Below are 13,615 nucleotides of genomic sequence, written 5' to 3'. Positions count from 1 at the left end.
AGGGCCGCTCAGTAGGATCGAGTAATGCCAGTCGTCACCGAAGATGCCGTTCGTGCTGCCCTCGCCAGGGTGGACGACCCCGAGATCCGTAAACCGATCACCGAGCTCGGGATGGTGAAGAGCGTCGATATCGGCTCCGACTCGAGTGTCGACATCGTCGTTTACCTCACGACGTCCGCGTGCCCGATGCGTACCGAGATCACCGACCGGGTGAGCAAAGCCGTCGCCGACGTCCCCGGCGTCGGCAGAATCCGCGTCGACCTCGACGTCATGAGCGATGAACAGCGCACCGAGCTGCGCCGGTCGCTGCGTGGCGACTCTGCTGAACCGGTGATTCCGTTCGCGCAGCCAGGCTCACTTACTCGGGTCTACGCGGTCGCCTCCGGTAAGGGCGGCGTCGGAAAATCCAGCATCACAGTCAATCTCGCGGCGGCCATGGCCAAGAAGGGATTGTCTGTCGGCGTTCTGGACGCAGACATCTACGGTCACTCGATCCCCCGGATGCTCGGCACCGATGCGCGGCCGACGCAGGTCGAGCGCATGATCATGCCGCCGGTCGCGCACGACGTGAAGATGATCTCCATTGCGCAGTTCACCAAGGGCAACACTCCCGTGGTGTGGCGCGGACCGATGTTGCACCGCGCGCTGCAGCAGTTCCTTGCGGACGTGTTCTGGGGCGATCTCGACATCCTGCTTCTCGATCTACCGCCCGGCACCGGCGATATCGCTATCTCGATCGCTCAGCTCATTCCGAGTGCGGAGATCCTCGTCGTGACGACGCCGCAGCCCGCCGCCGCCGAGGTTGCGGAGCGGGCAGGCGCCATCGCGCTACAGACCCGCCAGCGCGTCGTCGGCGTCGTCGAGAACATGTCGTGGATGGAAATGCCCGACGGCTCTCGCATGGACGTGTTCGGCAGCGGCGGCGGCCAAGTGGTGGCAGATCGCCTCACCAAGGCCGTGGGCGCGAAGGTCCCGCTGCTCGGTCAGATCCCGCTGGAGCAAGCCGTTCGCGTCGCAGGCGACGAGGGCGTTCCGATCGTGCTTCGAGACCCCGAATCAGCCGCTGGCAAAGCCTTGATCGCTGTGGCCGACAAGTTGTCGGTCCGGCAACGCGGCCTGGCCGGCATGTCGCTCAGCATCGACACCACCCGCCACCTCTGACCTGCTCGTGAGTCTTTTAGGAGTCCAGGGACTCCTAAAAGACTCACGAGGGGTTGTTCAGGTGGCGTCAGGATCGATCGGCGGGCGCTCGTTGTGGTTCAACGGTTTTCCGCTGGTCGGGGGCATCTCGGCCGATTTGGGCTTCTCCAGCGAGGGCCGGTCGAAATTGCCGGTGAAGATCGAGTCGTCGCCATCGAGCAGGTGTTTGGTGATGACCGAACGAGGGGTCATCCCGCGTAGCTTATTGATCTCCGACAACGGCTGACGAAGGTCGTCGAACTCCGGACCGAGTTCGTCCTTGAGCTGCTGGGTCGCGCCACTGGCATAGTCGCGGACCTGGCGCATCGTCTTCGTCACCCACATCACCGCACCGGGGAGCCGTTCCGGCCCGAGCACGACCAGTGCCACGACCAGTAGCACCACCATTTCCGACCAGCCGATGTTGAACATCAGTCGGACGTCAACGTGATCGGAACATCGACGAAGCGCCCTTCGCGTACGAGTTGCACGTTGACCGTGGCATCGATGGGTTGCGACTGGTACGCGACGACGAGTTCGTCAGCATTGGTGACCTCGCGGTCGCCGACCTTGGTGATGATGTCGCCTTCGACGATTCCGGCTCGCTGCGCTGGGCTGTTGGCCTTCACGTTCTCGACCTTGGCGCCGCTCGTCATGTCGTTGACGACTGTGCTGGCGTTGACCCCGAAATCGGGATGCTTCATGACGCCGTCGCGAATGAGTGCCTGTGCGACCTTGCTGACGGTGTCGATCGGGATCGCGAAGCCGAGACCGACGGACCCACCGCTCTGACTGCGAATCGCCGAATTGATTCCGATGACGCGACCTTCGTCGTCCAGCAGCGGACCGCCGGAGTTACCGGGGTTGATCGCTGCATCGGTCTGCACGGCGTCGATGACTGCATCCGTGTCGGTGCCCTCGCCGCTGAGCCGCACGGGGCGGTGCAGCGCGCTGACGATGCCGGACGTGACCGTCTTGTTCAGGCCGAGCGGCGAGCCCATCGCGATGACTTCTTCACCGACCTCGACGTCTGCCGATTTGCCGAGCTGCGCAACCTTCAGGTTCGCGACGTCGACCTTCAGCACGGCGAGGTCGGTCTTGGTGTCGCGGCCGACAATCTTCCCCGGCGCCTTGGTGCCGTCGGAGAACAACACCTGAATCTTGGCTTCACCGGTCTTGTCGGTCGCAGCCATCGAGATGACGTGGTTGTTGGTCACGATGTAGCCGGCGCCATCGATGACGACACCGGATCCGCCTGCGGCGTTGTCGCCGAGCGTGACCTGGATCGACACGACCGCGGGCAGAACTGCTTCGGCGACCTTCGCGACCTGAGTATGCGGCTCGTCGCCGCTCGCATCCACCTGCTGCAGTGCGACTTTCCGGCTCGTCAGATCTCCACCGACCTCAGCGGTCAATCGGCCGAGCAAACCGCCCAACAGGCCGATGACCAGCGCGACGGCGGCGAGAATCGCCAGCGCCTTCGGCTTCACCCGGGAGCCGAACAGCACTTCGCGAGCGGTGAGCTTGGGTGCGGGCGGCGAGACGTGCTCGACCGGCTTCTCCAGGGCGGGCGGTCCGAGCTGGGCGCCGGCATTCGGGTCGCGCCACGGATCCGGTGGCTCAGGCGTCTCGTCCGGTCCGGTGCTCGCGTTCGGGTCGCGCTGCAGCGACTCGGTATCGCCCTCCTGGCGACCGAACGCCTCGGCGAGAATCGGGTCGGGCGGACGAACCTGTAGGTCAGGCGAGGGCGTACCCCGGCTTGCCGTCGGAGTGAACGAACCCGTCACACCGCTCGGGCGGCCGAACGCACGCGTGAAGGAATGGTCTACGTGGGGGCGGAACACCGGCCGCGGCCCGAGCACCGGCGCATCGGATGGCCGAAGGTTCCCAGCATCCGCGTCTTGTGGCTTGGTCGATTCCGAGGTCACGCCAGAAACTCTACTGTGTTGGATTGCGCGCTTCGCTCGCGTGTTCGCTGGCCACTCATTTGCGCCTTCGGAGCGTCCAGCGCCTACTTTCGTCGGGCAAGTCGCTTCCACAGAACGGGAACTCACCGGTCGGGATCCGACCGAGTGCGCCCATCAAGGATTTCGGAATCGCGATCTCACCGGACTCGCGCAGCGCCTTTCGAGCTTGCTGCTGCGCCTCGACCTCTGCGGCGCACTCGGGGCACATGCCCAGATGCTGCGCGGCACGCAGATATGCATTCATGCGGAGTTCGCCGTCGACGTAGGCGGCGATCGCCTCGCTCGCCAAATGCTCCGTCGACCCGAAGCGTCGGGCCGGTGCCGATCCCGGGTCGTGCGCCATCGAATCCCTCCTGGTCGTCTCCGAGCAGACGCGGGGCAGCGGTGTCACAGAAGTGCGCTGTCGACCTTGTTGTCTGCCTGGTGGGCCAGGTACTCACGCAATGCCTGCCGTCCGCGATGGATCCGGCTGCGCACAGTACCGAGCTTCACTCCCAGTGTGGCACCGATCTCTTCGTAGGACAGGCCTTCGATGTCACAGAGCACAACCGCGGCGCGAAATTCGGGTGCAAGTGAGTCCAAAGCGGATTGCAGGTCCGGATCCAGGCGCGCGTCGTAGTACGCCTGCTCGGGTCCGGGACCTTCTGCGGGAACCCGGTCGTAATCGTCGGGCAGCGCTTCCATGCGAATCCGGTTACGGCGCCGCACCATATCGAGGAACAAGTTCGTGGTGATGCGATGCAGCCAGCCCTCGAATGTGCCTGGCTGATAATTCGACAACGACCGGAACACTCGAATAAACGTGTCCTGCGTCAGATCCTCGGCATCTTGCGCATCGCCGGAAAGTCGGTAGGCCAGCCGATAAACCCGGTCGGCATGTTCGCGAACCAGCTCGTCCCAGGACGGCATAGCCGTTTCCTCACCGGTGGCGTCGAAAGCGGCGGTTCCAGTGAGTTCGGCCTCTTGATCTCCGGACAGCAACGACTCGGGTGAGCCGTGCTCACCTCGAAGAGTGGAATAGTCGCGTGCCACATTGACCGTGTGGATGGCTGAAACCTCCTAGGCAGGACCACGTACTAACTTCTAAGAACTTCAACTCGCCGGTTGGGCGCTTTGTTCCCCCGTGATCGGATGGTTCTTCTTCCGTGGAGACCACACTGTCGCACCGCGATATGCCCGGCGTATGAGGAGCCTGAGGGAACCCTGAGAAATGTTGTCGGTCGCGCCTAGACGACCCGAAGCTATTACGGCGATAACCTCGAATCGTGGAGACGAATGCGCAGCGAACCCTTACCTACGTCGAAGAATCTGTTGTGGAGGACGAGGTACTGGTCGCTGCACGCGAACGAGCCGATGACCTTGGTGCTGCACCGATTCCGCCATCGGTCGGCGCAATCCTGAGCATGTTCGCCCAATTGCTCGACGCGAAGACGGTCGTCGAGGTCGGCACCGGCGCAGGCATCAGTGGCTTGTGGCTGCTCGACGGCATGCGCGAAGACGGCACCCTGACCACGATCGACTCCGAACCCGAGCATCAGCGCGCAGCGAAAGACGCCTTCCGCGCAGGCGGTATTCCGACCCCACGGACTCGGCTCATCAACGGTCGCGCACTGGACGTCCTCCCCCGCCTCGCCGACGCCGCCTACGACATGGTTTTCATCGACACGACGCCCGTCGACCATCCCCAGTACGTCGAGCACGGAGTTCGCCTTCTTCGACCCGGCGGCCTGATCGTGCTGCACAACGCACTGCTCGGCGGTCGGGTCGCCGACTCGACGCAACGCGACGCCACCACCCTCGCGGTCCGCACCGCCGCGCGCGCCATTGCCGAAGACAACCGCCTCACCAAGGTCATCATCCCCGTCGGCGACGGGTTGCTCTGCGCCTCGCGCGGCTAAAAAGTCCTGCTCAGACCATGTGAGTCTTTTAGGAGTCCAGGGACTCCTAAAAGACTCACGACATGGTCTTGCGTGGCGATTGAACGAGTGTTTAAACTACTGAACATGCGTTCAGGCACCGCCGACCTCACGACCAGGGCCCGCATTCGCGATGCGGCGATCGTGGTGTTCGGCGAGCAAGGATTCGGGACCGGTGTTCGCGCAGTCGCGACTGCGGCGGGAGTGTCGCCGGGCCTCGTCAACCACCACTTCGGGTCGAAAGACGGGCTCCGCGAGGTCTGCGACGCATACGTGCTCGACGTCATCCGGACCGACAAAGCGAAGTTCTTGACCTCGCCCAGCGCGGCGGGAATGATCGCGCAGCTCGCCGAGATCGACCACTACGCGCCCATGGTCGCCTACATCATTCGCAGCTTCCAAGCCGGTGGGGCGTTGGCGCTATCGTTGTTCGAGCACCTCACGGACAACGCCGCGCTCTACCTCGAAGAAGGTGTCGCAGCAGGGACGTTGCGCCCCAGCCGTGACCCCGCCGCGCGGGCCCGATACGCCGCGCTGCAGGGGCTGGGCGGGATGTTGCTGTTCTTCCAGTTGAAGTCCGACAAAGAAGGCGCGATCGATTACACGCACGCGTTGCGGGAGTACTCGGACGCAACGACTTTCCCGGCGTTGGAGCTCTACACCTACGGAATGTTGACCGATTCAACGCTGTTCGAGGCACTCGTCGACCAGCGATCCAACGAGAACCAGGAAGACGCATGACTACCATCATCGAAGTTGCCGACCTGCGCAAACAGTTCGGTCATGTGAACGCGCTGGACGGTCTCGATCTCGAAGTGGCCGAAGGCGAAATACACGGCTTCCTCGGGCCGAACGGTGCCGGAAAGTCGACGACCATTCGCGTGCTACTGGGAATTCTGCGCGCCTCGTCGGGGACCGCGACCTTGTTCGGACGCGACCCGTGGACCGACGCAGTCGCACTGCACCGCGACATCGCCTATGTGCCAGGCGATGTGACGCTGTGGCCGAACCTGTCCGGCGGCGAGACGATCGACTTGCTCGCCCGAATGCGCGGCGGAATCGACAACGACCGCCGCGCCGAACTGCTCGAGCGCTTCGATCTCGATCCACGCAAGAAGGCACGGACCTACTCGAAGGGCAACCGGCAGAAGGTCGCTCTGGTGTCCGCGTTCTCCTCGAACGCCCGACTGATCCTGCTCGACGAACCTACGTCCGGCCTGGATCCGTTGATGGAACAGATCTTTCGCGAATGCGTCGCCGAGGCGCGCGACCGCGGCGCGACCGTGCTGCTGTCCAGCCACATCCTGTCCGAGGTCGAGGCGCTCTGTGAGCGTGTGACCATCATCCGCGCAGGCAAGACCGTCGAAAGCGGCACGCTCGAATCGATGCGACATCTCAGCCGGACCTCGATCACGGCCGAATTGCTCGGCGACCCAGGTGATTTGAGCCGCATCGCCGGTGTCGAAGACATCAAGATCGAGGGCACGACGCTGCATTGCCAGGTCGACAGCGAGCACCTAGGCGAGTTGATTCGCGTACTGGGCGACGCAGGCGTACGGACCTTGGTCAGCCAGCCGCCGACGCTGGAAGAACTGTTCCTGCGGCACTACGAATCCGACGATTCGGCGCAGCGCGACGAGAAGGTGACGGTATGAGCACCGCGACCGCAACCCGACCGGTTGCCGTCCCGTCGTCGACGAATTTCACTGGCACCCTTTACCAACTGCGGTTGTTCCTACGCCGCGACCGCATCGTGCTGCCGCTGTGGACCCTGGTGATCGGCTTCCTGCTCCCGATCACCTACGTCGGCAGCATCGAGGCCGTCTACCCGAGCGAGGCCGACCGCGTCCAGTTCGCGGTGTCCACTGCGGCCAGTCCCGCCCAGATCGCCATGTACGGACCGATTTTCAGCTCCAGCCTCGGCTCGGTGACGATCTGGAAGGCCGGTGCGCTGTACACGATCATCGCGCTGGCGGTGATTCTGACGGTCATCAGGCACACCCGCGCCGAGGAGGAATCCGGCCGCGCCGAACTCGTCGAATCTGGAGCCATCGGAAGGCATTCCGGTCTCACGGCTGCGCTGCTGCTGACGATCGGCGCCAGCCTGGCAACTGGTGGCGTGGCGACGATCTGCCTGTTGTCGGGCGGTCTACCTGTTGCGGGTTCGATCGCCTTCGGTGGTGCGTTGGCCGCATCGGGCATCGTGTTCGCAGGCGTCGCGGGCGTCGCAGCACAATTGAGTCCCGGCGCACGCACTGCACGTGGCATCGCACTTGCCGTCCTCGGCACGACCTATGCCTTGCGAGCGGTCGGCGACGCGGGATCTGGTCAGCTGTCGTGGCTTTCACCGCAGGGCTGGTCGTTGCTGGTTCGCCCGTACGCGGACGAACGGTGGTGGGTCTTCATCCTGCCGCTGGTGACCAGCGTGGTCCTCGTGGTGGCGGCGTACGCCCTGCTCAGTCGTCGCGACGTCGGAGCGGGTCTGATCGCCGAACGACCCGGCGCGCCGACCGCATCGGCCTCGCTGAGTGGCGCTCTCGGCCTCGCTTGGCGGATGCACCGCGGGACCCTCATCGCCTGGACCGCTGGGCTGACCCTCTACGGCCTGCTGATGGGCAGCGTCGCCGAAGGAATCGGCGGCCAGATCGGTGACAGCCAAGCCGTCGTCGACATCATCGAGCGAGCAGGCGGACCGCATTCGCTCGAGCTCTCCTTTATCGGTTTCGGCTTCACGATGCTCGGTTACGCTGCAGCGGCTTTCGCGATCTCGGCAGCTCTGCGCCTCTATTCGGAAGAAGGCGCGCAGCGGGGCGAGTCCGTGCTGTCGGGCGCGGTCGGGCGGGTGCAATGGGCGACAAGCCACCTCGTCTTCGCGGTACTCGGTCCGGCGGTGGCGATCGCAATAGCCGGTTTGGCAGCAGGATTCGCCTACGGCAGCGCGGTCGGCGACGTGGGCGGTCAACTCCCTGCGGTGCTGGGCGCAGCACTGGTCCAGCTGCCAGCGGTGTGGCTGCTTGCCGCGGTGACGGTCGCACTGTTCGGTCTACTCCCGCGGTACACGCCGATCGCGTGGGCGGTCCTCGTGGCGTTCGTCGTCCTTCTCGTCGTCGGCTCGGTCGCCAGCTTCCCCCAGCTGATCCTCGACCTGGAACCGTTCGGTCACCTGCCGAAACTGCCGGGCGGGAACTTCGATGTGGTACCCGTCGCCTGGCTGCTTGTCCTCGACGCCGCGCTCATCGCCGCCGGACTTGTGGGCTTCCGACAGCGGGATCTGCGCTGATCCACACTGTGCGCGAATTTCACCCCTCCGGGGGTGAGACTCGCGCACGGGGTTAGATCCAGACGCCCTTACCGACCGTGACAACGCCACCGTTGCTGACGGCGAAACGGTGCCGGTCACGCTCGAGGTCGACGCCGATGACCTCGCCTTCGCCGACCACCACGTTCTTGTCGAGGATCGCGTGGCGGACCACAGCACCCTTGCCGATCCGGCAGCCGGGCATGACCACGCTGCCCTCGACGGTCGCGCCGTCGTCGACCATCACGTTGCTGGACAGGACCGAATTCCGCACCGTCGCAGCCGAAAGGATGCAACCCGCCCCGACCACCGATTCCTGCGCGAGTCCACCCTTGACGAACTTGGCAGGCGCGAGGTTCTCGGCGGCACCGCGAATCGGCCAGCGCCGGTTGTACAGATTGAAGACGGGATGGACCGACACGAGGTCCATGTGCGCGTCGTAGAACGCGTCGATCGTTCCGACATCGCGCCAATAGCCGCGGTCGCGGTCGGTAGCACCGGGGACGACGTTGTCCTTGAAGTCGTACACCGAGGCCTGACCGGTCTCGACCAGGGCCGGAATGATGTCGCCGCCCATGTCGTGGTCGGAATCTGAGTTCTCCGAATCGGCGCGAATCGCGTCGACGAGGACCTTGGTGGTGAACACGTAGTTCCCCATGGACGCGAACGTCACGTTCGGATCGTCCGGTGTGCCCGGCGGATGCGCCGGCTTCTCGAGGAACTGCGTGATCCGACCCGATTCATCGGAATCGATGCAGCCGAACGCCTTTGCCTCGCTGCGCGGCACCCGGATACCGGCGACTGTCACACCCGCGCCGGTGTCGATATGGTGCTGCACCATCTGCTCGGGGTCCATGCGATATACGTGGTCGGCACCGAAGACGACGATGTACTCGGGGTCTTCGTCATAGATCAGATTCATCGACTGCAGGATCGCGTCGGCGCTGCCCGTGTACCAACGCGGTCCGAGCCGCTGCTGCGCGGGAACCGGAGTGATGTACTCCCCCGCGAAGCCGGACAGCCGCCACGTCTGCGAAATATGGCGGTCCAGCGAATGCGACTTGTACTGCGTCAGCACACAGATCCGCAGGTAACCAGCATTGACCAGGTTGCTCAAGACGAAGTCGATCAACCGGTACGCGCCACCGAACGGGACTGCTGGCTTCGCACGGTCCGCGGTCAACGGGTACAGGCGCTTGCCGACACCACCGGCAAGGACGATCCCGAGCACGTGCGGCTGGCTCCTCACATGTGCAAACCTATCCCGGCCCATGGTTGCGCCGCCACCGCGACGCCCCATGGAGCGTCCGTTACGTTTAGCGAGTGCGGGTAGCGATGATGACGCGGGAGTACCCGCCAGAGGTCTACGGCGGTGCGGGCGTCCATGTCACCGAACTGGTTTCGCACCTACGCAGCCTGTGCGACGTCGACGTCCACTGCATGGGTGCGCCGCGCGAAGGCGCCTCCGTGCACGATCCTGACCCCGCGCTTGCCGACGCCAACTCGGCACTACGCATCATGTCGGCCGAGCTGCGGATGGCACATGCCGCGAGCGACGTCGACGTCGCCCACTCCCACACCTGGTACGCGGGGTTCGCCGGGCACCTCGCGAGCGCGTTCTACGACATACCCCACGTCCTGACAGCGCACTCGCTCGAGCCGCGCCGACCGTGGAAAGCCGAGCAACTCGGCGGCGGTTACCGCATCTCGTCGTGGTCCGAACGCAACGCGGTCGAGAATGCGGACGCGGTCATCGCCGTCAGCGAAGGCATGCGGCGCGACGTCCTCGACGCGTACCCGGCCGTCGACCATGACCGAGTCCATGTGGTGCACAACGGAATCGATACCGGCGTCTGGCATCCCGGACCAGCGTCGACCCCGGCGGACTCGGTCCTTGCGAGGCTCGGCGTCGACCCAGCACAGCCGATGGTTGCCTTCGTCGGTCGCATCACCAGGCAGAAGGGCGTTGCCCACCTGCTCGCCGCGGCCAAGCAGTTCCACCCCGACTTCGCTCTCGTTCTGTGTGCAGGCGCGCCGGACACCCCAGCGATCGAGGCGGAAGTTGCTGCTGCCGTCGCGGAGCTGAGTACCCAGCGCAGCAACGTGCACTGGGTGCGCGAGATGCTGCCGACGGCCGGTATTCGCGAAATACTCTCCGCGGCAACAGTATTTGTGAGTCCCTCCGTCTACGAGCCGCTTGGGATCGTCAACCTGGAGGCCATGGCTTGCGAGACCGCGGTCGTCGCGTCCGACGTCGGCGGCATCCCCGAGGTCGTCGCCGACGGGAAAACAGGAAAGCTCGTGCACTACAACTCCTACGAGCCACGTGCGTTCGAAGAACACCTCGCCGAAGCCGTCAACGAGGTGGCAAGCGATCCGGCAATGGCTGCCGCGATGGGCAAAGCAGGGCGCTTGCGCGCGATCGCCGAATTCTCGTGGCCACAGATCGCACGGCAGACGTTGAGCGTCTACGCCGACGTGATCGCCAAGCGCGGCCGGTAAGCCGACACCACCACCGATACCGTCACGCTGACGACTGCCGGCAGGGCCGCGATTGCCTCTGCGCGGACCTGCGGTGACAGGTGATGCGCCGACGGACCCATCCCCACGACGGCGCCGACGGCAGCATGGTCGAGCTCGACGGCGTACTCGACGGGCACCCGGTCGATTCGCTCGAATCCCGCCGACATCGATTCGCCCAGCCTGCGCGTCTTTTCCTCGTCGACGCGAACCATCCCGATCGGCGCAACGAGCTCGCACAGATGCCTGCTGGTTGGCGTCGCAACGATGTAGAGGCCATCCGAGCACAGCACTCGCGAGACCTCGTCGGGGTTGCGCGGCGAGAAGATCGACAGTGCGTGCGTCACTGCTCCGTCGAGAATCGGCAATGCCTGCCAGGCGTCGGCGACCACCGCGGCGACACGCGGATGCGCCCTCGCCGCACGACGGGCCGCCGCCTTGGAGATGTCGATGCCGAGCCCGAGCGCGTCGTCGGAGCGATCCACTGCTCGCGCCAAGTAGTAGCCAGTCCCCGCGCCGATCTCCACGATTCGTGGCGCGCGGTCGCCGATCGGTTCGCCCACGATGTCGGCGACCGTTCGCGCGATGTCATCGAAATGGCCCGCATCGAGGAACTCAGCGCGAGCCGCCACCATGTCCGCGGTATCGCCGGTGAACTTGGTGGCGGCGCCCGTCACAAGGCTGACGTACCCCTGGCGGGCGACATCGAAGGAGTGCCCGCGGGAACAGAGAAGAACTGACTGCTCGAGTTCCAGATCGGACCGGCAGACAGGACAAGCGAGGAGTTCGGCAACCTCGGCCAACATCAGGCTGAACCGAACAGGCACAAAAGAAGGCCCCGCGTGCCGTGCGGCATTCGGGGCCGGCGACCGAAACGGTCTCTAGCCGGTGACACCCTTGAGCTCATCACCAAGTGCTGCTGCTTCCTCGGGCGTGAGTTCGACGACGAGGCGTCCACCACCTTCGAGTGGTACCCGCATGACGATTCCTCGTCCCTCCTTGGTTGCCTCGAGGGGACCGTCCCCAGTGCGGGGCTTCATGGCCGCCATCCTGCTCCCTCCAGATCCGCGCCGTCAGTGCGCGCGCCCTATGGTGTCGTCTCAACTCGCCTGCCTTTGGCGAGCTTCGAAATTCCATTGTTCCCTATCGCACATATCGGCGGGTACCTGAGTTCCCAAAACACCGAAATGGCGGCTCTTCACTCCTACACGTTCACCCAGCAAGTGGCCAGGTGATCGTCGACCATTCCGGTCGCTTGCATCAGTGCGTAGGCCGTCGTGGGACCGACGAACTTGATCCCGTTTCGCTTCAGTTCGCGAGCCATTGCAGTCGATTCCGGCGTTACTGCCGGGACGTCTCCGACACCGCGCGGACGAGGACGCGGCGGCGGTGCAAACGACCACAACAAGGCATCGAGATCGAGATCTTGCTCTGCGATGACGCGTGCATTTGTAATGCACGCCGCCACTTTCAATCGGTTGCGGACGATGCCCGGATCTGCGAGCAGCCGCGTCACGTCTTCGTCGGTGAACTCGGCGACAGCAGCGACCTTGAAGTCTGCAAACGCCGCTCGAAACGCCGGCCGCTTACGCAGGATCGTGATCCACGACAGGCCCGATTGGAATGCCTCCAGGCACAACCTTTCGAACAGCTCGTCGCGACCGTGCAGCGGACGGCCCCACTCGAGATCGTGATAGTCCCGATAGAGCTCGGAACCGACCGCCCACGGGCAGCGAACGCGCCCATCGTCGATCGTCATCACTTCTGTAGATCGACCGCGGGCTCGGCCTGCAGCTCCTGTAGCTGCGCCCGCAAGTACTCGATCTCCTCTGCCAACCGATCCAACGCCCAGTCGACCTCACTCGCCTTGTAGCCGCGCAGCGTCTGTTGAAAACGCAGCGCGCGCACGTCGGCGGCCGTGACTCCCTCGACGGGCAACACGGTCGGCGTTGTTCCCGGTGGCAACGGCGCCAGTTCCTCCTCACGGCCGAACACTGCGCTGGCTGCAACGAACAGCACAGCAGCAACGACGGCCACGATCAGGATGTACAGCAGCATCGTGAGCATGACCCGATCCTTACACGAGTCACCGACAACGATGCCGCCGCGCGCCCTTACGGAGCAGGCTGGTATGTCTTCAAGTAGTCCATCATCGCCGGCTGTAGGTGCTGGCCGGTTTGCGCCACGCCTACGATTGCTCCGATACCTGCGCCGATAATCGTGCCGAGGATGCAGCCGGCGATCGGATTGAGCAGGATTGCGATACAACCGACGACCTGGCCGACAGTCGCACCGACGGCGACAGCCATCATTCCGCCGCTGTTCCACCAGGACATTGCCTCGGTCTTCAGGGTCTCCCAAGCGGCGGTCCGATCGCGAGCGACCACCTCACTGACCATCGTCGGCAGGTCCTTGGGTGTCATCTGCAGATTTTGGCCGTCCTCGCTGATGTTGGCCGCAATCGGATAGGTGATGTTCTCGAACGAGTAGTACGTCGGCACGACTTCCCGGACCGTACCTGCGGTATCGACGAGTTGGACCTGCGAGTCGACCAGCCGGAATTGACCGGAATCGATGTGCGTGTTGACCGTGCTCTCACCAACCCAGGTCGTCGTGTAGTTGATAGTTGGGTCAGCCGGATCCGCCTGCGCTGTCACGGCACCGAACAATGCTGCCGCGACCACCGTCGACGTAATCAGCGCCGACGATTTCATCAGGTTCATGGAGCTCTCCTA

The 13,615-nt window shown here is 64.5% G+C and carries 16 protein-coding genes; 6 read left to right on the top strand and 10 right to left on the bottom strand.

Annotated elements, in window-relative coordinates:
* Positions 1-24 precede the first annotated feature (24 nt).
* Entirely contained in the window at positions 25-1,161 is a 1,137-nt protein-coding gene (locus FGL95_RS22130; RefSeq protein ID WP_169590792.1) for an Mrp/NBP35 family ATP-binding protein, read from the top strand.
* A 57-nt stretch (positions 1,162-1,218) separates the two neighbouring features.
* Here the strand turns inward: FGL95_RS22130 and tatB are convergent, their stop codons facing one another.
* The 4 genes from tatB to sigE are packed head-to-tail and all read right to left on the bottom strand — an operon-like array spanning position 1,219 to position 4,127.
* Positions 1,219-1,611 (bottom strand): Sec-independent protein translocase protein TatB, encoded by a 393-nt coding sequence (gene tatB, locus FGL95_RS22125; RefSeq protein ID WP_169590790.1) that lies wholly within the window; start codon positions 1,609-1,611, stop codon positions 1,219-1,221.
* Positions 1,611-3,107 (bottom strand): S1C family serine protease, encoded by a 1,497-nt coding sequence (locus tag FGL95_RS22120; protein ID WP_338079976.1) that lies wholly within the window; start codon positions 3,105-3,107, stop codon positions 1,611-1,613. Before FGL95_RS22120 ends, tatB begins: the two co-directional genes overlap by 1 nt.
* A gap of 55 nt (positions 3,108-3,162) precedes the next feature.
* Positions 3,163-3,489: a zf-HC2 domain-containing protein gene (locus FGL95_RS22115; protein WP_169590788.1), complete on the bottom strand. Its 327-nt coding sequence runs from the start codon at positions 3,487-3,489 to the stop codon at positions 3,163-3,165.
* A gap of 44 nt (positions 3,490-3,533) precedes the next feature.
* Entirely contained in the window at positions 3,534-4,127 is a 594-nt protein-coding gene (gene sigE, locus FGL95_RS22110) for an RNA polymerase sigma factor SigE (protein WP_169591177.1), read from the bottom strand.
* Positions 4,128-4,411: 284 nt separating this feature from the next.
* On the opposite strand from sigE, the gene FGL95_RS22105 reads away from it, so the two are divergent.
* From FGL95_RS22105 to FGL95_RS22090, 4 genes are all read left to right on the top strand, one after another.
* A complete protein-coding gene (locus FGL95_RS22105; protein WP_169590787.1) occupies positions 4,412-5,044 on the top strand; it encodes a class I SAM-dependent methyltransferase in 633 nt (210 codons plus the stop codon).
* Between the two features lie 105 nt (positions 5,045-5,149).
* On the top strand, positions 5,150-5,803 hold the full coding sequence (locus tag FGL95_RS22100) for a TetR/AcrR family transcriptional regulator (RefSeq protein ID WP_169590785.1): 654 nt from the start codon (positions 5,150-5,152) through the stop codon (positions 5,801-5,803).
* On the top strand, positions 5,800-6,717 hold the full coding sequence (locus FGL95_RS22095) for an ABC transporter ATP-binding protein (RefSeq protein WP_169590783.1): 918 nt from the start codon (positions 5,800-5,802) through the stop codon (positions 6,715-6,717). The genes FGL95_RS22100 and FGL95_RS22095 overlap by 4 nt, the downstream gene beginning before the upstream one ends.
* Positions 6,714-8,342, top strand: coding sequence for an ABC transporter permease (locus FGL95_RS22090; RefSeq protein WP_169590782.1), 1,629 nt, complete (start codon positions 6,714-6,716; stop codon positions 8,340-8,342). Before FGL95_RS22095 ends, FGL95_RS22090 begins: the two co-directional genes overlap by 4 nt.
* Positions 8,343-8,394: 52 nt before the next feature.
* On the opposite strand, the gene glgC is transcribed toward FGL95_RS22090, so the two are convergent.
* Positions 8,395-9,609 carry a glucose-1-phosphate adenylyltransferase gene (gene glgC, locus FGL95_RS22085; protein ID WP_169590780.1) on the bottom strand — a complete coding sequence of 405 codons (1,215 nt, stop codon included), beginning with the start codon at positions 9,607-9,609 and terminating at the stop codon, positions 8,395-8,397.
* A 74-nt stretch (positions 9,610-9,683) separates the two neighbouring features.
* Between glgC and glgA the strand changes: the two genes are divergently transcribed.
* Positions 9,684-10,862, top strand: a complete 1,179-nt coding sequence (gene glgA, locus FGL95_RS22080; RefSeq protein ID WP_169590778.1) for a glycogen synthase — start codon at positions 9,684-9,686, stop codon at positions 10,860-10,862.
* Here the strand turns inward: glgA and FGL95_RS22075 are convergent.
* The 5 genes from FGL95_RS22075 to FGL95_RS22055 all read right to left on the bottom strand — a co-directional run bounded on the left by FGL95_RS22075 (position 10,829) and on the right by FGL95_RS22055 (position 13,603).
* Positions 10,829-11,686 (bottom strand): putative RNA methyltransferase, encoded by an 858-nt coding sequence (locus tag FGL95_RS22075; RefSeq protein WP_169590776.1) that lies wholly within the window; start codon positions 11,684-11,686, stop codon positions 10,829-10,831. The genes glgA and FGL95_RS22075 overlap by 34 nt on opposite strands.
* 75 nt (positions 11,687-11,761) lie before the next feature.
* A complete protein-coding gene (locus tag FGL95_RS22070) occupies positions 11,762-11,929 on the bottom strand; it encodes a DUF3117 domain-containing protein (protein WP_143768304.1) in 168 nt (55 codons plus the stop codon).
* 155 nt (positions 11,930-12,084) lie between these two features.
* A complete protein-coding gene (locus tag FGL95_RS22065; RefSeq protein ID WP_169590774.1) occupies positions 12,085-12,639 on the bottom strand; it encodes a DNA-3-methyladenine glycosylase I in 555 nt (184 codons plus the stop codon).
* The gene (locus tag FGL95_RS22060; protein ID WP_169590773.1) at positions 12,639-12,947 is read right to left on the bottom strand and encodes a DivIVA domain-containing protein; all 309 of its coding nucleotides are present in this window, start codon (positions 12,945-12,947) and stop codon (positions 12,639-12,641) included. Before FGL95_RS22060 ends, FGL95_RS22065 begins: the two co-directional genes overlap by 1 nt.
* A gap of 47 nt (positions 12,948-12,994) precedes the next feature.
* On the bottom strand, positions 12,995-13,603 hold the full coding sequence (locus FGL95_RS22055) for a DUF8020 domain-containing protein (protein ID WP_169590771.1): 609 nt from the start codon (positions 13,601-13,603) through the stop codon (positions 12,995-12,997).
* Between the last annotated feature and the right edge of the window lie 12 nt (positions 13,604-13,615).

Origin of the sequence: Antrihabitans stalactiti (assembly GCF_012932915.1) — a bacterium.
Classification (GTDB): domain Bacteria; phylum Actinomycetota; class Actinomycetes; order Mycobacteriales; family Mycobacteriaceae; genus Antrihabitans; species Antrihabitans stalactiti.
This window is presented reverse-complemented; position numbering and strand designations above follow the sequence as displayed.